Annotated in this window: 18 protein-coding genes; 3 read left to right on the forward strand and 15 right to left on the reverse strand. The window is 71.3% G+C overall.

All coding sequences use genetic code 11. The annotated features are described in order from the left end of the window. Positions 1-82: 82 nt before the first annotated feature. The 6 genes from L0U85_RS01350 to L0U85_RS01375 all read right to left on the reverse strand — a co-directional run bounded on the left by L0U85_RS01350 (position 83) and on the right by L0U85_RS01375 (position 7,571). Positions 83-289, reverse strand: a complete 207-nt coding sequence (locus L0U85_RS01350; RefSeq protein WP_241375813.1) for a hypothetical protein — start codon at positions 287-289, stop codon at positions 83-85. A gap of 122 nt (positions 290-411) precedes the next feature. Beyond that, complete coding sequence (locus L0U85_RS01355) at positions 412-2,193, reverse strand: NHL domain-containing thioredoxin family protein (protein ID WP_347177321.1); 1,782 nt, start codon at positions 2,191-2,193, stop codon at positions 412-414. 81 nt (positions 2,194-2,274) lie between these two features. Continuing rightward, complete coding sequence (locus L0U85_RS01360; protein WP_241375815.1) at positions 2,275-3,675, reverse strand: hypothetical protein; 1,401 nt, start codon at positions 3,673-3,675, stop codon at positions 2,275-2,277. Between the two features lie 452 nt (positions 3,676-4,127). Continuing rightward, complete coding sequence (locus L0U85_RS01365; protein ID WP_241375816.1) at positions 4,128-5,435, reverse strand: dihydrolipoamide acetyltransferase family protein; 1,308 nt, start codon at positions 5,433-5,435, stop codon at positions 4,128-4,130. Between the two features lie 10 nt (positions 5,436-5,445). Beyond that, the gene (locus L0U85_RS01370; protein ID WP_241375817.1) at positions 5,446-6,420 is read right to left on the reverse strand and encodes an alpha-ketoacid dehydrogenase subunit beta; all 975 of its coding nucleotides are present in this window, start codon (positions 6,418-6,420) and stop codon (positions 5,446-5,448) included. After that, positions 6,420-7,571, reverse strand: coding sequence for a thiamine pyrophosphate-dependent dehydrogenase E1 component subunit alpha (locus L0U85_RS01375; RefSeq protein ID WP_241375818.1), 1,152 nt, complete (start codon positions 7,569-7,571; stop codon positions 6,420-6,422). The genes L0U85_RS01370 and L0U85_RS01375 overlap by 1 nt, the downstream gene beginning before the upstream one ends. 194 nt (positions 7,572-7,765) lie before the next feature. On the opposite strand from L0U85_RS01375, the gene L0U85_RS01380 reads away from it, so the two are divergent. Further along, positions 7,766-8,254 carry a hypothetical protein gene (locus L0U85_RS01380; protein WP_241375819.1) on the forward strand — a complete coding sequence of 163 codons (489 nt, stop codon included), beginning with the start codon at positions 7,766-7,768 and terminating at the stop codon, positions 8,252-8,254. A gap of 114 nt (positions 8,255-8,368) precedes the next feature. Continuing rightward, positions 8,369-8,902 carry a hypothetical protein gene (locus L0U85_RS01385; RefSeq protein ID WP_241375820.1) on the forward strand — a complete coding sequence of 178 codons (534 nt, stop codon included), beginning with the start codon at positions 8,369-8,371 and terminating at the stop codon, positions 8,900-8,902. Between the two features lie 55 nt (positions 8,903-8,957). Here the strand turns inward: L0U85_RS01385 and ddaH are convergent, their stop codons facing one another. From ddaH to L0U85_RS01430, 9 genes are all read right to left on the reverse strand, one after another. After that, entirely contained in the window at positions 8,958-9,803 is an 846-nt protein-coding gene (gene ddaH, locus L0U85_RS01390) for a dimethylargininase (RefSeq protein WP_241375821.1), read from the reverse strand. A 438-nt stretch (positions 9,804-10,241) separates the two neighbouring features. Then, positions 10,242-10,616 (reverse strand): Rv3654c family TadE-like protein, encoded by a 375-nt coding sequence (locus L0U85_RS01395; protein WP_241375822.1) that lies wholly within the window; start codon positions 10,614-10,616, stop codon positions 10,242-10,244. Then, the gene (locus L0U85_RS01400) at positions 10,613-10,999 is read right to left on the reverse strand and encodes a TadE family type IV pilus minor pilin (protein ID WP_241375823.1); all 387 of its coding nucleotides are present in this window, start codon (positions 10,997-10,999) and stop codon (positions 10,613-10,615) included. The genes L0U85_RS01395 and L0U85_RS01400 overlap by 4 nt, the downstream gene beginning before the upstream one ends. After that, positions 10,996-11,190 carry a DUF4244 domain-containing protein gene (locus L0U85_RS21015; protein ID WP_347177330.1) on the reverse strand — a complete coding sequence of 65 codons (195 nt, stop codon included), beginning with the start codon at positions 11,188-11,190 and terminating at the stop codon, positions 10,996-10,998. Before L0U85_RS21015 ends, L0U85_RS01400 begins: the two co-directional genes overlap by 4 nt. Positions 11,191-11,439: 249 nt before the next feature. Beyond that, positions 11,440-12,042: a type II secretion system F family protein gene (locus tag L0U85_RS01410; RefSeq protein ID WP_241375825.1), complete on the reverse strand. Its 603-nt coding sequence runs from the start codon at positions 12,040-12,042 to the stop codon at positions 11,440-11,442. Then, a complete protein-coding gene (locus tag L0U85_RS01415) occupies positions 12,039-12,701 on the reverse strand; it encodes a type II secretion system F family protein (RefSeq protein ID WP_241375826.1) in 663 nt (220 codons plus the stop codon). The genes L0U85_RS01410 and L0U85_RS01415 overlap by 4 nt, the downstream gene beginning before the upstream one ends. Continuing rightward, entirely contained in the window at positions 12,698-13,873 is a 1,176-nt protein-coding gene (locus tag L0U85_RS01420; protein ID WP_241375827.1) for a TadA family conjugal transfer-associated ATPase, read from the reverse strand. Before L0U85_RS01420 ends, L0U85_RS01415 begins: the two co-directional genes overlap by 4 nt. Further along, entirely contained in the window at positions 13,870-15,063 is a 1,194-nt protein-coding gene (gene ssd / locus L0U85_RS01425) for a septum site-determining protein Ssd (RefSeq protein ID WP_241375828.1), read from the reverse strand. The genes L0U85_RS01420 and ssd overlap by 4 nt, the downstream gene beginning before the upstream one ends. Before the next feature lie 283 nt (positions 15,064-15,346). Continuing rightward, on the reverse strand, positions 15,347-16,243 hold the full coding sequence (locus L0U85_RS01430; protein ID WP_241375829.1) for an aldose 1-epimerase family protein: 897 nt from the start codon (positions 16,241-16,243) through the stop codon (positions 15,347-15,349). A gap of 357 nt (positions 16,244-16,600) precedes the next feature. On the opposite strand from L0U85_RS01430, the gene L0U85_RS01435 reads away from it, so the two are divergent. Beyond that, complete coding sequence (locus L0U85_RS01435) at positions 16,601-17,689, forward strand: citrate synthase 2 (protein ID WP_241375830.1); 1,089 nt, start codon at positions 16,601-16,603, stop codon at positions 17,687-17,689. Positions 17,690-17,755: the final 66 nt, after the last annotated feature.

Here is a 17,755-nt window from a genome sequence, read left to right on the forward strand (position 1 = left end):
CATCGAGACAGATCGCGGCGCGGTCGACCCAGCCTTGCACACCGTGCTCATGACCCCGTTCGCCCCCGAGGCGTGGCGCTGTTCACCGGCTGAGACCGGCGGCGCCGTCGAGGCGGGCGGCCCTCAGGTCCGGCTCGAAGTCCGCGAGGTCCTCGGCGGGAAGATATTCGAGCATCCTGACCTGCTGAGCCAGCAACTGACCGACCTCGACGATCTGATCGGCGGCGTTGATGACGAGCCAGTGCTCGTACTCGGCGTATCGTTCCTCGACCTGCGCCTCGGCGGTCACCTGGTTCCTCCCTTGAGCGATGTCATCTGGCAAAGCTAATGCGCGCGCCCCCGGCGCGCTCCGCCGACACGCCGCGCGGCGGCGAAACGGAGCGGACCTGCCCGTCCACTCGGCCGACGGGTTCAAGACCGCAGGACGAGCCGGAGCGTGTCGGTGCCGCCTGGGGCGACTTCGACGGGGACGCCCCAGTCCTGGCGGGTGAGGTGGCAGGCGGGGTGCTCGGCCTCGGCGTCGCAGGTCGCGACCTGCGCGACGACTTGGAGGACGCCGCGGTCACCATACTCCCGGGCCAGTTCGATCTCGCGCGCGAGCTCCTCGCCGGGACCCGATCCGGCCTCGAGCAGCCGGGGCGGGTCGGCCGAGACCTTCACCGAGATCGGGGAGCCGAAGCTGAAGTCGAGCTTGTGCCCGGCGGCCGGCTCGAACAGGACCTCCAAGCGGAGCTTCCCGGGGGCGACGGCGGTGCGCTTGCGAGTCACGCGGTGGTGCTCGCCTTCCACGGCGGTCTCGGCGAGACCGGGGGCGACCAGGCGGTGCGCGGCCGATTCGACGACGACGAGGCGCCCGCCCGCGACGACGACGTCGCTGGGTTCGGCCAGTCCGGCCGCCAGCGTGGTGACTTCCCCGAAGGTCGGGTCGTAGCAGCGCAGAGCGCCGTTGTAGGTGTCGGCGACGGCGACGCGCCCGTCGGGCAGGACGCCGACGCCGAGCGGGTGCTGCATGAGCGCGTCGGCGGCCGGACCGTCGACGTGCCCGAAGTCGAACAGGCCGTGGCCGACGGCGGTGCGCATCCGGCCGTGCTCGACGTAGCGCAGCGCGGAGGTCTCCGAGTCGACCAGCCACAGCCGCTCGCCGTCGGCGGCCAGTCCGGAGGGTTGGGCCATCCACACCTCGGCGAGCGGGCCGTCCTTGAGGCTCTCGACGGTGGTGCCGGCCCAGGGGCCGGCCGTGCCGGCGACGGGGTCGAAGTACCAGAGCTGGTGGATCCCGGCCATCGCGACGATGATCTTCCCGTCGAACCAGGCGACGTCCCATGGAGAGGAGAGGTCCACTTCGGTCGCGGCGCCGGGGCCGCCGGTGCGCCACTGGTTCCCGGTGCCGGCGACGGTGGTGACGGCGCCGTCGGACAGGCGCAGCCCGCGCAGGAGGTGGTTCACGGTGTCGGCGACGACGACGTCGTAGCCGAGGAGCCCGGCGACGTCTTCGGGCAGCAGCGCCAGGCCTTGCGGTTCGCTGAACTCGGGTGCCGTGCCGTCGGCGCGGCCGCGCTCGCCTGAGCCGACGACGGCCTTCACGGTTCGGAGGTCGGCGCCGAGGCGCACGAGGCGGTGGCGGGCGGAGTCGGAGACGAGGAGGTCGCCGCCGGGCAGGGGCAGGGCTTTACCGGGAAAGCGCAGCGCGGTCTCGGCCTGCGGCGGGGCGACGTACGGGGAGCCGGCGGGGTCGAGGGCGCCGTGCCGCTCGACGAGGCCGCCGACGACCGCGTCGAGCGCCTCCAGGTGCCCTTCGCCGGCCATGGTGGACACGACGTAGCCGGCCGGGTCGATGACGACGAGGGTCGGCCAGGCGCGCGCGGCGTAGGCGTCCCAAGTGGTCAGGTCGGGGTCGTCGAGGACGGGGTGGGCGACGCCGTAGCGTTCGACGGCGGCGGCCAGGGCCTCCGGGTCGCGTTCGTGGTCGAACTTCGGGGAGTGGACGCCGACGATGACGAGCGCACCGCCGTACTTCGCCTCGAGGGGCCGCAGTTCGTCCAGCACGTGCAGGCAGTTGATGCAGCAGAAGGTCCAGAAGTCGAGGACTACGACTTTTCCTCGGAGGCGCTCCAGATCGAGGGAGCGCCCGCCGGTGTTGAGCCACCCGCGGCCGACGAGCGGGGCGGCGCGCACGCGAGACTGAGTCACCACCAGAGCCTAGCGCGCACGAGAACCCGTGATCCTACAGGACATATCCAATACGATCACGGTCAGATCGCGTTTGAACTGGGATCACTCGCCTTCGGGCGCTTCCTCTTCCGCATCGCCGTCGACCTCGGCGCCGAGGAGGGTGAGGCAGTAGACGTCCTCACCGGCGGTGAGGGTCTCGCGGCCCGTGTCGGCGCATTCGGAGCCGTCGCCTACCTTCGAGGTGATCTGGTAGTCCTCGCCTTCGACGGCCTCCTCGCAGTCGATGGCCTCTGCGGTGTCGCCGCCGCCGTGGCGAACGCAGCCGCCCTCTTCGAACGAGGGGGGCCGGAGCAGGAGGATCGCGGCCACGGCGGCAGCGCCGATGACGACCACGGCGATGAGCGCGAAGACCGGGACGAGCCACTTCTTGCGGGTCTTCGCGGGCGGCGGCTGCTGCGGGTACTGGCCGCCGGGGCCCATCGGACCGGGCGGCGGGGCCATGCCCCCGCCGGGCGGGACTGAGCCGGGCGGCATCTGCCCGGGATAGGCGCCGGGCGCGGAGCCCGGATACATGCCGGGCTGCTGCATCTGCTGCTGCTCGGAGGGCATCGGCTGCGCGGCCCCGTAACCGGGGGCCACCGGGCCGCGCGGTTCGCTCTGCGGCGACTGGGCCCCGATGATGAGCCGCTGCGTGTCGTCGGACTGCGGCGGCGGGGGCTGCTGTCCTGCGGGCGGCTGCGGCGGCTGACCCGACGGCGGCAGACCTGCGTCCGCCGGCGGCATGACGGTGTTGAGGGGGTTGGGCGGGGGCGAGGGCCACGCCGCATGCGGCTGCTGCGACTGCGCCGGCGACTGGTGCTGGGGCTGCTCCCCGAAGGGGGCCGGCGGGTTGAAGCCGACGCCTTGGGCAGGCAGGACCTCGGTGGCCTCGTCCTCTACGTTCTTGGCCGGGGAGGGCTCGGGTTCCTTCGAGCCGGCCTGGGGAGCGCTGTAGCGCAGCACCGTGGTGCCGCCGTCTTCGAAGCGTTCAGGCGAGGGCTCCGGCGCGGGTTCGGCCGGGGCCTCGGCGCCCGGGGCGGCGGGGGCCGGCGGTTCCGGCGGGGCGGGCGGCACCTGCTCGGGAGCAGCGGTGTCGGCGGCCGGGGCGGCGGGGATCGCGATGTCGATGGAGCCGGAGACGGGGATGGCCTGCGTGGCGCCCTCGTCGACGGTCTCGCTGGAGGGGGTCTCGGGTTCGGGGGCCGCGGTCTCGGCGGCTTCGGCCGCATCGCCTGCGGACGCTTCGGCGGTCTCGGGTGCGCCGTTCGCCCCGGGGTCTGCCGGCGCGGCCTCGCTCTCGGCCGGCGCCGACTCGGAGGCTTGCGATTCGGCGGCTTCAGGGGCGCCCCCAGGCTCAGGGGCACTCTCCTGTGTGGTGCCGTCCTCGACGGAGGCACTGTTCTCGGGGGCCCTCGCTTCGGGGGTCTCGCCCTTGTCTGACGCGTTGCCTTGCTCGGAGGTCACGGCTGCTCCTCAATGGTGCTTTCGGCCCGGCGTCCCGGGGAGGACGCCAGACGAAGCACACGGTACAGCAGCAGATCAACCCTGCATTCGACAGGGTTGCGCGCGAATTGCGCCGCGGTGGGCGCGAATGGAAGCCCGGAGGGCTGAGACGTTAAAGGCCGGGCGCCGCAGTAGCCCACCCCTCATGGCTACGCGGCACCCGGCCGGTGTGAGAACCCCCTGGAGAGGGTCTCCATGCGGTGCGCGGACTCGGCGCTGTCCGCCGCACCTATTGGGAGGAGATAAGTACGCGGCCTCAGTCGTCGCCGAAGCGTCCGACGCCATTCGATGCTCGACTCCCGTCATCGATAGGCGACGCAAAGAAACTTCGAAGTCATGTTTCCTCGACGTTTCCTTGCATCAATTACAACACCGGACAGCTCGATCCGCCATCGATTCATCGGTGCGATGCATCACGTCCAGGAGAGCAGTGTTTCCCCTGGACGCGTAAGGAACGCACCGACATCGGCGAGGAACTGCGCGCCGAGTTCACCGTCGACGAGCCGGTGGTCGAACGCCAGGCCCAGCGTCGTGATCTGCCTTACGGCGATCTCGCCTTCATGGACCCACGGCTGCGGCCGGACCGCCCCGAACACGAGGATCGCCGACTCCCCCGGCGGGAGGATCGGCGTGCCGGTGTCGATGCCGAAGACACCGACGTTGGTGATCGAGAACGTCCCGCCGGCCATGCCGCCGGGCGAGGTCTTGCCGTCGCGGGCCGTGCGGACCAGCTCGCCCATCGCCTCGGCCAGTTCCACCAGGCTCAGGTTCTGTGCGGCCTTGATGTTCGGCACCACCAGACCGCGGGGCGTGGCCGCCGCGATGCCGAGGTTGACGTCGTGCTTGACGACGATCTCCCCGGCCGCCTCGTCCCAGAAGGCGTTGATCATCGGGTGGCGGCGGCACGCCAGCAGGACAGCCTTGGCGACCAGCAGCAGCGGCGTGACCTTGACGTCGGCGAACTCGCGGCGGGCCTTGAGCTCGGCGACCGTCTCCATCATTCCGGTGACGTCGCAGGTGAGGAACACGGTGGCGTGCGGGGCGGTGAACGCCGAGGCCACCATGTTCTGCGCGGTGAGCTTGCGGACGCCCTTGATCGGGATGCGCTCCTCGCCTCCGGCAGGCGCCGCGGCCCGGCTCGGAGCGGTAGCCGGTCGGGCCGCCGCCTCGACGTCGGCTCGGGACACGGTGCCGTGGGGGCCGGTCGGGGTGACCGCGCGCAGGTCGACGCCGAGGTCCTTGGCGAGCTTGCGCACCGGGGGCTTGGCGAGCGTCGGCGCGGTCGGCTCGGCCGCCGGAGCCGGTGACACGGGGGTCTCGGCCCCGACCAGGGACGCGGGGGCGGTCGGCTCCGCCGACGCCCCGCCGGCCTCACGCTTGCGCTTGCGGCGCTTCGGCGCCGACTCCTTCGCGCCGTAGCCGACGAGGTTCGGGGTGCGCTTGTCCGCGTCCTTCTTCGGCTTCTCGGGCTCGGCGCCCTCGACCTCGAACGTCGCCAACGGCGAGCCGACATCGACGGTGTCGCCGGCCGAGGCGTGGTGCTCGGCGAGCCTCCCGTCATAGGGGCTGGGCACCTCCACGAGCGCCTTGGCGGTCTCGACCTCCACGAACGGCTGGTTGAGCTTCACCTCGCCGCCGGGCTCGACGAGCCAGGCGGCGACTTCGCCCTCGGTGAGTCCCTCACCGAGGTCGGGCAGATTGAACGTGATCTTCTGACCCATGTCCCGCTCCTCAGTACTCAAGGGACCGGTCGACGGCGTCGAGCACCCGGTCCAGGTTCGGAAGGTAGTCCTCTTCGAGGCGGCTCGTCGGATAAGGGACGTCATAGCCCGTCACCCGCAGCACCGGCGCCTCCAGGGAGTAGAAGCACCGCTCCGAGAGGCGCGCGGCCACCTCCGAGCCGATCCCCAGCGACCCGGAGGCCTCGTGGACGACGATGGCGCGGCCGGTCCTGCGCAGCGATGCTTCAAGCGGCTCCCAGTCGATCGGCGACAGCGAGCGCAGATCGACGACCTCCAGGTCCAGCCCCTCCTCGGCGGCCGCCGCGGCCGCGCTCTGCGCCACGTCGACCGTGGGGCCGTAGGCGATCACGGTCGCGTCCGAGCCGGAACGGACGACGCGCGCGTCGTGGAGGCCCATCGGCGCCGACTCGGTGTCCACGTCGGCCTTGGCGTGGTAGCGGCGCTTGGGCTCGAAGAAGATCACCGGGTCGTCCGAGGCGGCCGCCTGCTGGATCATCCAGAAGGCGTCGTTCGGGTCGGCGCAGGTGACGACCTTCAGGCCCGCGGTGTGCGCGAAGTACGCCTCAGGCGATTCGGAGTGGTGCTCGATCGCGCCGATGCCGCCGCCGTAGGGGATGCGGACGACCACCGGCAGGCGCACGCGCCCGCCCGAGCGGTTCGGGATCTTCGCCAACTGCGACACCAGCTGGTCGAACGCCGGGTACACGAACCCGTCGAACTGGATCTCGCAGATAGGCCGGTAGCCGCGCAGGGCCAGGCCGATCGCGGTGCCGATGATGCCGGACTCGGCCAGCGGCGTGTCGATGACCCGCTCAGAGCCGAAGTCCTTCTGCAGGGCGTCGGTCACGCGGAACACTCCGCCGAGACGCCCCACGTCCTCGCCCATGACCAGGGCCTTCTCATCCTCTTCGAGGATGCGGCGCAGGCCCGTGTTGAGGGCCTTGATCATCGTCATGGTCGCCATCAGGACTCGCTCCCCTCGTCGAGCGACGCCCGGAAGGCGACCGCCTCCGCCCGCTCGGCACCGAGGCGCGGCGGCAGGTCCGTGTAAACGGAATCGAACATCTCGGTCACCTCGGGATCGGGCAGGTCCATGACCCGCTGCCGCAGTTCGCGGACGTGCTGGACGGCCTCGTCGTCGACCGAGGCGAAGTAGTCGGCGTCGGCCAGCGACTCGGCCTCCAGCCAGGAGCGGTAGCGCAGGATCGGGTCCTTCGCGCGCCAGTAGTCCAGCTCGGCCTCGTCCCGGTAGCGGGTGGCGTCGTCGGAGGTGGTGTGCGGCTGCATCCGGTAGGTGAACGCCTCGACCAGGCTCGGGCCCTCGCCGGTGCGGGCGCGGTCGAGTGCGGACTCGGTGACCGCGTAGGTCGCCAGGACGTCGTTGCCGTCTACGCGGACGCCCGGCAGGCCGAAGCCCTCGGCCCGCTTGTACGGCGGCACGCGGAACTGGCGGGCGTTGGTCTCGGAGATCGCGTACTGGTTGTTCTGGCAGAAGAACACCAGCGGAGAGTTGAACACCCCGGCCCAGATCAGCGCCTCGTTGAAATCGCCCTCGGCGGTGGCGCCGTCGCCGTGGTAGACGATGACGGCCTCGCCGTCGGCGCCGCCGACCGCGCCGTCCTTGGCCACGCCCATGGCGTAGCCGGCGGCGTGGAGGGTCTGGGAGGCGATGACGATCTCGTACATGTTGAAGCGGTCGGCGGCAACGTCGCGGCCACCGAGGTCGACGCCGCGGAACAACGAGAACGCCGAGATCATGTCGATGCCGCGGCACCACTGGACGCCGAGCTCCCGGTAGGCGGGGAAGACCGTGTCCTGCGGCTTGAGCGCCCGGCCGGAACCGATCTGGGCGGCCTCCTGGCCGAGCAGGCTCGGCCACAGGCCCAGCTGGCCCTGGCGCTGCAGGGCCGTGCCCTGGGCGTCGAGCTCGCGAGTGATGAGGAGGTCGCGGTACAGGCCGCGGTACTCCTCGTCGGTGAAGTTCACCTCGTAGTCGGGGTGGGAGACGCGCTTCCCCTCGGGGGTCAGCAGTTGCACGAACTCAGGTTCGTTCGCTGAGGCGGATTTCCGACGGCTCTTGGCCGTCTTCGCGGCTGGACGCTTCTGGTCGCCCATGTTTGCCTCCTCGGTATTGACATTCCGGTGTATTCAAGCATCTCAAAGCCGTGGCGTGCGCGTTCCGCACCTCACGTCCGACTACCATTCGTAGGCTGACATTCGACGCTGAGTAGCCATCTTCGTTCGGCCTCCGACATCATCGGTCCTGAACGCGCGTTTCGCTGCACGGGGGTGGCGGGAAGGAGCGCTTCGTGCGCCATGAGGGCAGCGATCAGGTGGGGCGCTGGCCGTGGGGGGTGTGGCTCGCGCTGGTGGGCGTGAGCGCGGGGACGGTAGCGTCCTTCGCCGCGGTGGGCTGGGTGTTTCTGAGCGCGGACCTCTACAGGGGGACCGACGCGGCGGGACCGCCGAAGCGGGCCGAGGACCAGGTGGTGATCGAGGCCGAGGAGACGCCGGTCCCCGAGCCGGGTCCGGGCGGCTCGGAGCCGACGACGCAGGCGCTCTCGGCTCCGGTGCCAGAGGCCGCGCCGGTAGGGAACCAGGCGGAGCCGATCCCGGAGCGGGCGGGCGAGGTGCCCGCGGAGGATCCGCGCCTCGTGCCGGTCGAGGACGATCCAGAGTGTGAACTGCGGGAGGAGCGGCCGTGGCTTGAGCTCGAAAGCGACCTTTCGGACAGGGACGCGATGCCAGAGCTGATCATCGAACATGAGGCCCCTTGGTTGCCTCGCCCTAAGGAGTGAGCGCGCGGAATTCCCGTCCGCAGCCGTAACTTGCACATGCGGATATCCGTTAAAGGTAACGAGAGCGCATCGCAGAGTGACGAACACATACGGATATCTGTGGGGTACAAGCACATGGACCTTTTCTCCCGCACCATGCTCGCCTCCTCGGCCGAGGCCGGCCTGACCACGACGACCCTCAGCCGACACGTTCCACTCCTCCGCCGCAACATCCGGCCCTCCGATCGGGTGGCGCTGCTGACCGGCTGCGTCGGCTCCGACGGGCTGGCCAGCGGCGACTGCATGCTCATGCTCACCGGTGAGCGCATAGTCGTGACCAGGCAGTCGCGGCTGCTGAGCCGGGTAAGTCTGTGCCTTGACACGCCTGTCAGAGCCGTCGAGAACCTGCGCTGGTCGGCGGACCCGAACGGGCCCGGCGTCGAGCTGAACTTCACGGTGCCGGGGAGGCCTGGCGCGACCTCACCGCACCGGTGGCACTTCTGGCTGCCGGCCTCGCACGCGAAGCGGGTGTGGAGGATCGACGCACTGCTGGCGCGGGCGTTCCGACGCCCAGGGGCGTCCGCGGCCCCCGGTTTCGGATCGGCCCCGCAGTGGGGTGCGAGGCCGATCCGGGGACAGGGCTTCGATGTGACGCTCGCGCCTGCGTAGCGGGCCCGACGGTCGCCCGAATCGACGGAAGCGGCCGGACCCCTTCGTCAGGCCTTCATCGACGCAGCTCGGCGGTGCAGCATTTCACGCTGCCGCCGCCCTTCTTGAGCTCCGAGAGGTCGACTGGGACGGGCTCGTAGCCGGCGTCGCGGAGCTTGCCGACCATGCCGGCGGCCTCGGCGTTGACGACGACGTTCGTGCCGTCGGAGACGAAGTTGAGGCCGAAAGCGGCGGCGTCGGCGGCGTCGGCGAGGACCGCGTCGGGGAAGAGCCGCTCGAGGAGCAGTCGGCTGCCGGGCGCGAATGCGTCGGGGTAGTACGCGATGCGCTCGTCGTCGAGGGGCGCGAGCGCGGTGTCGAGGTGGTAGTAGCGCGGGTCGACCAGGCGCAGCGAGACGACTTGGCGGCCGAACACGTCGGCGGCTTCGGCGTGCGCGCGGGCGTCGGTGCGGAAACCCCATCCGGCGAGGATGAGCCCGCGGCCGGGGAGGTAGGTGAAGTCGCCTTCGCCTTCGTTGGTGTGCTCGGGCTTGACGAATGTCCAGCCGGCGGCGCGGTGCCACTTCTCGTGGGAGTCGGCTTCGGAGGTGCGCTCGGGGTGGCGGAAGCGGGCGCCATAGGCGGTGCCGTCGACGACGAACGCGCCGTTGGCGGCGTAGACCATGTCGGGCAGCCCGGGCTCGGGTTCGATGCGCAGGACTTCGTGGCCGAGGTCGGCATAGATGTCCGCGAGGGCCTCCCACTGCGCGCAGGCGCGCGCGGTGTCGACGGGAGCCGAGGTGTCCATCCAAGGGTTGATGGCGTACTCGACGGCGTAGTAGGCGGGCCGGCACATGAGGTAGGTGCGGCCGCGGGACGCCCGGATCGCGGACGTCTCGGGTGAAGAACTGCGTATCGCCATGGCGGAAGTGTAGACAGCGGACGGCCCGCGGGACCCGCAAGTGACTCGCAGACACCTGATATGTGACCGAATCGCCGTCAACCGGATCGCCGCCGCGCAGCGGCGGCCGCAGCGAGCGGCATGCTCGCGGGCGGGGCCGGACCAGGCCGCAGATTTCGGGTCGCAGGCCGCGGGCCGCGGCGCGGCCCGCGAGGGATTGTCCTGCGACCCGCCCGACGGCGGTCTTCCGGGCCCTCCCCTCCCCGTGCCCACCCTCCGCCGACCAGCACCCATATCGAGAGCGGGCTCGCGCCCGCGCGGGGATCCAGCCGCGGGACCGCGTCCCGCGCACCTCCTCGACCCGCGAAGTCGACCTTTGCCGGTATGCGCCCGGCTGCCTCTATGTGAGGCCGCGGCGGCGTGGCCACCGCCGCCGCGGCCGGATTATGGATTCGGTTCCTATGACGTCATGACCGGCCCCGCCCGGGAGACCGCCCGAGCCGGACCGAACGCCGCCGGGACCCCGACCGGATCGGCGGCCACATGGACCGTCACCTCCAGGTCCTCCACCACGCAGCCTTCGAGCTCGGCGCCATTGGCGGCGACCAGTTCGGCCGCGGCATCGCAAGCCGCCCCGTCCCCGAGAAGGACCCGGGCCGCTCCCGCCAGCGCCGCCGCGTCGGCCGCCCCCTGCGCCCGGTGCCGCGCCGCACTCGCCTGCCCCACGGCCGCGAACGCCGTCGCGAACAGCACCAGAGCGGCGACCACGCCCACGGACAGGACCGTCGCCGACCCCCGCTCGCCACGTTCGCTCGCCGATTCGCGCAGGTTCATTCGGGCATCCCCGGTTCTTTCGGGGCCGTCGCCTCGGCCCGCACCTGCACCGCCGGAGTCAACGAGCCCAGCGGCCTCGCCGGCGCGGTCACCGTCGCCCGCATCATGTCGTCCTCCTCGGCGACCGACACCGACGATCCCTCCGGCAGGTACGCCGCGGCGACCGCTTGAGGGTCCTCGCCCCGCGCCGCCGCGAGGGCGGCGCTGTTGGCCGCGTCGATCGCTCGGACCTTCACGCCGACGGTCGCGACCGCCCAGATGGCGAGCGCGAGCACCGCCACGACCGCGGGAAGGACGGCGGCGAGTTCGGCGGTGACGAAGCCGCGCTGGCCGGTATCGGTTCGTCGTGGCAGGCGGTGTGGTCGGCCGCGGACGGGTGTCATGACAGCGCGCGTTCGATCAGACCGGACAGGGCGCTTTGGACGGTGCCGGAGGTGAGGACCTTCAGCAGGACGCCGGCGAAGGCGACGGCGGCCAGGGTGCCGACGGCGTATTCCGCCGTGGACATGCCTCGTTCGCCGCGCATTCGGGAGGCGAACCTGCCGCCCCAGCTGGGTTTCGTGACGCCTTTCATCCGGCCGGGGCTCCATTCGTCGTCGCGTGGCCTCGGGTTGGGGCGCCGTGTCGGTTGCGGTCGCGGGCGGGCGGGGGCAGGGCAGTCCTCGCCGCTCGGGCGTTGGAGTTCGCATTGCTGCTTGAGGCGGCAGGTGCTCGGGCAGTCGCGGGTGGTCTCGGGTCGGGTCGTGGAGGCCGGGCTGGTCTCGGTCGTGGTCATGTCGGTTGCCTTTCTTCTTGTGGTGTCGGTTCCCGGTTGCGGTCTGGGTCAGAGGGCGAGGGTGTCGGCGACGATGCCGAACACGACCGGTCCGATGCCGGCTATGACGAAGGCGGGCAGGAAGCACAGGCACAGCGGCCCGATGAGGGCCACGGCTGCGCGTCCGGCGCGTTCTTCGGTGCGGGTGCGGTGTTCGGCTCTCAGTGAGGCGGCGAGTTGTTCGAGTCCTCCGGCGATCGCGGCGCCGCTTGCGGTGGAGCGGTCGAGTTGTCTGGCGAGGCGGTCGGCGCCGGGGAGTCTTCCGAGTTCCGGGGCGGCTTCGGTGGCGGTCGCGCCGAGGTGCATGGCCTGGGCGAAGCGGGTGAGCCGTTCGCCGAGAGGTCCTTGCTCGGCGTTCGCGACGGCGAGGGCCGCCTGTGGGAAGGGGGCGCCGGCCCGCATACCCGCGGCGGCCAGGTCGAGCGTCCAGGTCCATTGGGGCGTGAGGCGGGTCGCCGCGAGTTGTTCGCTGCGGTGGGGGTCGGTGCGCAGGAGCCGGCGGATGAGCCACCAGGCCGCGACGCCGGTTGCCGCTCCGGTGGGGCCGCCTACGGCGATGGCGGTGGCGGTGCCGATGAGCGGGGCGGTGAGTTTGCCGAGTCGGTGTTTCATGCGGTCTCCACTCCGACGGATTTGACGAGTGCTGTGGTCCAGGCGATGCCTGCGGCTTGGAGTGCCGTCGCGGCTGCGAGGCAGGCGATGCCGGGGAGTGTGCCGAGGAGGAAGGCGAGGGCGCCGATCCCGAGTGCTTCTCCTAGGGCGACTCCGGCGGCGGGGAGCGCGGTGAGCAGGGCGGCGGTGGCATGGATGGAGGCGGTCTGGGCTCTGGCGCGGGCGGCCGCCTGTTCGTCTTCCCGGAGGTGTTCGGCGAGTTTTCGGCACAGTTCCGCGGCGGGTGCGCCGAGGTCCGCGGCGACGGCCCAGGCGGTGGCGAGCCGCCTGGTCGTGGATGCGGCGTCGCGGGGCCAGTCGGGTTCGATCGCGGCGATCGCGCGTGTCGGGTCGGTTCCTGCGGCCAGGTCGGCGGCGAGGTAGGCGACGGTGTCGGCGGCGGTGCGCCGGGCTTCGCGGAGCCGTCTGCGGCGCAGGGACCGGTGCCAGGCGGTGACTGCGGCCGCGGTGTAGGCGGCTGCGATGGCGGCGGCGGTGGCGGTCGCGGTGGCGCCGAGGTGCTTCGCCGCCCAGGCGGCGGTCAGTGCGGCGATGAGGGAGGCTGCCGTGATCGTCGTTTTCGGGCGGTGGGTGAGCAGTGCGGTGATGGTGGTGTTCATGCGTCGCGCTCCCTCAGCAGCCGTTCGAGGATGCCGGCGGCCGGTCCGGGGCCGTGGCGGGTCCAGGCGGTGGTGACGGCGAGGTTCCGGGTGCCGGGGGTGTCGCCGGTGTCGATGAGGGCGATCTCGGCGACTTGACGCTTCGGCCCGGTTCGTCGCAGATGGATGATGATGCGCAGGGCGGTGACGAGTTGGGCGTGGAGCCCGGCCCTCGGCATGCCGTGCGGCAGTGCCAGCGCCTCCAGGCGGGCCGGTGCGTCGGCGGCGGTGTTGCAGTGGAGGGTGCCGGCTCCGCCTTCGTGGCCGGTGTTGAGCGCGGCCAGCAGTTCGCTGACTTCGGCGCCGCGGCATTCGCCGATGATGATCCGGTCGGGCCGCATGCGCAGCGCCTGGCGGACCAGGGCCGCCATGTCGACCGCTCCGGCGCCTTCGATGTTCGGGGGTCTGGCTTCGAGGGTGAGCGTGTGCGGGTGGTCGGGCGCGAGTTCGGCGGCGTCTTCGACGATGACGATCCGCTCTGACCCGGGGACGGCGGACAGGAGGCTGGACAGCAGTGTGGTCTTGCCGGTGCCGGTGCCGCCGGTCACCAGATGTGGGATCTTGGCGGTGACGACGCGGAGCAGCAGGTCGGCCATGTCGGCGGTGAGCGTGTCGGCTTCGACCAGTTGCGACAGGGTGAAGGCCTTGGCGCGGTGGGTGCGGAAGGACAGGTAGGGTCCGGCGGCGGCGATGGGCGGCAGGATCGCGTGGAACCGGGTCCCGTCGGGGAGTCGCACGTCCGCGTACGGGTTGCCGGCGTCGAGGCGGCGGCCGGCGGCGGCTGCGAGCCGGCAGGCGAGCGATCTGATGGTGTCGCGGTCGCCGAGTCGGACCGAGGCGTCCTGGAGCCCGTCGCCTCGGTCGATCCAGACGCCGTCGGTGCCGTTGACGACGACGTCGGTGACGGTGGCGTCGTCCAGCAGCGGTTGGAGCGGTCCGGCGCCGCCGAGGTCGTCGGCGAGTGCGTCGGACAGTTCGAGCAGTCCGGGTTGGTCCGGCGGTGCGGCTCCGGCGGCGCACAGGGCTTTGACGATGTCGGCTTTGGCCGGTGCGTTGCGATGCTCGTGCGGTCGGCGCGGGTCGGTCTGGGCGGCGAGTTGGCGCCTGACGCGGTGGATCAGTTCGAGGTTCATCGGTCGGCTCCCGCCTGGTCGAGTTCGGGCAGTCGGGTCGTGTCGGGGTCTGAGCGGGTTCGGCCGAGTTCGGTCATGAGGGCGCGGAGGCGGCGGGTGGTGCGGCCGTGTGGGAGGCGTCCTCGACGCAGCCGCCCGGTCAGGCGCCGGTGGACGGGCATGTGGCCCCACACCGGCGGTGCGAAGTCGTCGAACGGTTCGGCGCCGTCCGGTGCCGGTTCGGGTTTCGGGCGGTCCGTGCCGCGCAGCACCATCCCGATGCGGGAGGTGTGGAGGCCGTATGCGGCGACGACGTTGCGGGCGGCCTCCCATGCGCGCGGGGAGGGGCCGAGTGCGACGGCGACTGCTTCGGCCGCTGCGGCGGCGCGGGCGGCGGCGCCGGTCCGGGTGCGCGGCAGGTCGACGACGACGAGGTCGGCGCCCATGCGGGCGGCGCGCAGGACGCGTTCGAATGCTTCGGTTCCTGGCCCGGCCGGGTTGCGCGGGTCGGGGGCGACTAGGTGGAGGCCGTCGCGTTTCGGCAGGCCGGACAGGAGCCGATCGGGTTCGAGCTGGCCGGTGCCGGCGGCGAGCGCGGGCCAGCGCCAGCCCGGTTGGGCGCCGAGTCCGGCGGCGGTGTCGATGCCGCCGCCGGTGAGGTCGAGGTCGATGAGGACGACGCTTCTGCCCTCGCGTGCGGCGGCGGTGGCGCCGGCGAGCGCGAGTGTGGACGCGCCGGCTCCGCCGTGTCCGGCGACGGTGGCGAGGACCGGTGCGGCGGTGGTGGCGCGGGTGGAGCGGGTGAAGCGGTCGAGCAGCCACTCGTTGGCTTCGGGTACGGCGATGACGTGTTCGGCGTGGAGTTTCACGGCGAGGGGCCAGAGCATGGAGGCGTCGGCCTGGTCGGCGCTGATCCAGGCGACGGTGGTGCAGAGGATCAGGTCGGGTCGTTCGGGCAGGCCGAGGGCGAGGCATTCGTCGCCGATGTCGGCGCCGACGATGGCAAGGGGCGCGTGCTGCCAGCGGGCGCGTGCTTCGGCGGGGTCTTTGACGCGGCGGAGCGGTTGGCCGGCAGCTGCGGCCAGTGGCGTGATGATGTCGGCCAGGCGGTCGTCACCGGTGACGAGCAGGGATTCGGTTGCGGCGGGGGTGTTTCGGGGCGCGGTGCCTTTCGGGTCTTCCGCGGTCCGGACGAGCGTTGACGCGACCATGGCTACTCCTACGTTGCGTGTGTTTCCGATTGCCTGGAGTAACCATGACCGAGATTGTCAAGGCTTGGCAAGGAGCAGTTTCGAGCCTGTGGATAACTTCCGTCCTCAGCGGTGTTCGCGCAGGTCAGCCACTGTCCATGTGAGAGCGGTTCCGGTTCGGTCGATCGCGGAGGGCCTGTGGACGACTTCCGTCCGTCGCGGGATCGGGTCTGCGGATCGGGGCGGGACGACCCGGGGGACCGTCGCATCGCGACGGTCCCCCGGGTCGGCGGCGGTTTCGTGTCTATTCGGGGCGGATGCCCCAGACGCCGAACCATGCCTCGCTCGGCGCGAGCTCGATGAGGTCCTCGCCGGTCGCGAGGGCGTTGGGCGGGCAGGTCGTCGGTTCGATCGCGACCGAGGCGCGCTTGCGGTCGCCTTCGAGCCCGTCGGAGGTGTAGATGTGGACCCAGTCGAAGGACTCGTCCATCCACACGGTCACCGCCGATCCGGAGACCGGGTCGGCCAGGCGCACTTCGGCCTTGCCGTCGGAGCCGCGCCGGAGTTCGCCGTAGGCGTCGTCGATGACCGTCGCGCCCAGCACGGTCGGCTCGTCGAGGTCGGCCGCGCCGGAGCCGACGGGGATGCGCTGCTTGTCGAGCTGCAGCTTCGTCTTGGCCGGGACGTGCAGCGTCGCCTGGGCGATGTCGTCGAGTTCGCCGGCGATCAGGTAGGAGTGGGTGCCGAGCCCGAACGGCGCGGCCTGCGTGCCGAGGTTGGACACGGTGTGCGCGGCCCGCAGACCTCCCGGCCCTACCGACCAGCGTGTGCGCAGCTGCAGGGTCCAGGGGTAGCCGATGCGCGCGGGGAGCCGGCATTCGAGCGTGACGGAGGTGTCGGTGAGGTCGACGGCGGACCATTCGGCCCATGCGACGAAGCCGTGGAGGGCGGTGTTGGTCGGGATCTCGTTGATCGGCAGCTGGTACTCCTCGCCGCCGAAGGTGTACTTGCCGTCGCGGATCCGGTTGGGCCACGGGGCCAGGACGTGGCCGGCCCAGCCGGGAGCGAGTTCCTCGTCTCCGTAGGTGGCCACGACAGGGCGTCCGCGGTAGCTGTAGGCGCGCACGCCGCCGCCGACAGCGACGATGGTCGCCTCGTGGTCGTTGTAGGCGATAGACCATTGCTCGCCGGACAGCGCCATCGGGGGTACCTCCATGTCGTTCGGAACGGGGCGGGATGTGCATTGACGTTAGCCCATGGGCGTTGACCTGCGGCACGCGTATCGATGTGGGGGAGATCGCAACGAACCGTTGAACCTGACAACGCTGGTTATCGAAACCCTCCCATGAAAACCGTCAAAACAGTACAAATACCATGCCTCACGAAGCTCTTCTCATATTTTGCGCGCCTTTTGGGCACCCAAACGAGAGCACCGCGACCCCGCTCGCACTTCCGTAGTCGATCGCATTGAGGCACCATTTCCCCAATAACTACGAACCGTCGCCTCCCGGAAGCCCCCGGTCGGCAAGTACAGGGACAACCACTCAGGAGTACAACGATGTCTGAGTTCAAGCCCGGTCTCGAAGGCGTGGTCGCCTTCGAGACCGAGATCGCCGAGCCCGACAAGGAAGGCGGATCGCTCCGCTACCGCGGAGTCGACATCCAAGACCTCGTCGGCCAGACTTCCTACGGCGATGTCTGGGGCCTGCTCGTCGATGGCAAATTCGGCGACGGCCTCCCGGCCGCCGAACCCGTCCCGGTCCCCGTCTCCTCGGGCGACACCCGGGTCGACGCCCAGGCCGCCGTCGCCATGCTCGCCCCGTTCTGGGGCCTCAAGCCCCTGCTCGACATCGACGACGACACCGCCCGCGACGACCTCGCCCGCGTCTCGGTCACCACGCTGTCGTTCATCGCCCAGTCCGCCCGCGGATCCGGCCGGCCGGCCATCCCGCAGTCGGAGATCGACAAGGCCGAGACCATCACCGAGCGATTCATGCGCCGCTGGCGGGGCGAGCCCGACCCCGCGCACGTCAAGGCCGTCGACACCTATCTGATGTCGGCCGCCGAGCACGGCATGAACGCCTCCACCTTCACCACCCGCGTCGTCGCCTCCACCGGCGCCGACGCCGCCGCCGCGATCTCCGCGGGCATCGGCGCCCTGTCCGGCCCGCTCCACGGCGGCGCTCCCACCCGGGTGCTGCACATGATCGAAGAGGTCGAGCGCCGCGGCGAGGCCGAGTCGTACGTCAAGGAGATCCTCGACTCCGGCGAGCGCCTCATGGGCTTCGGCCACCGCGTCTACCGCGCCGAGGACCCGCGCTCGCGCGTGCTTCGCTCCGCTGCCAAGAGCCTCGGCGCCGAGCGCTACGAGGTAGCCGAGGCCCTGGAGACGGCCGCCCTTGCCGAGCTCAAGGCCCGCAAGCCAGACCGCGTCCTCGCCACGAACGTCGAGTTCTGGTCCTCGGTGCTCCTCGACTTCGCCCAGGTGCCCGCCGACCTGTTCCCCTCGATGTTCACCTGCGCCCGCGTCGCCGGCTGGAGCGCCCACATCCTCGAGCAGAAGAAGCTCGGCCGGATCGTGCGCCCCTCCGCCGTCTACGTCGGTCCCGGCCCGCGCCAGCCCTCCGAAGTGGAAGGCTGGCGCTAGAGCCGACCCCAAGCCGCCCAGCGAAGGACGAGGTCCGCAAGCCGCACGCCCCGGCAGGCTTGCGGA

The organism is Glycomyces sp. L485 (genome assembly GCF_022548875.1).
Classification (GTDB): domain Bacteria; phylum Actinomycetota; class Actinomycetes; order Mycobacteriales; family Micromonosporaceae; genus Glycomyces.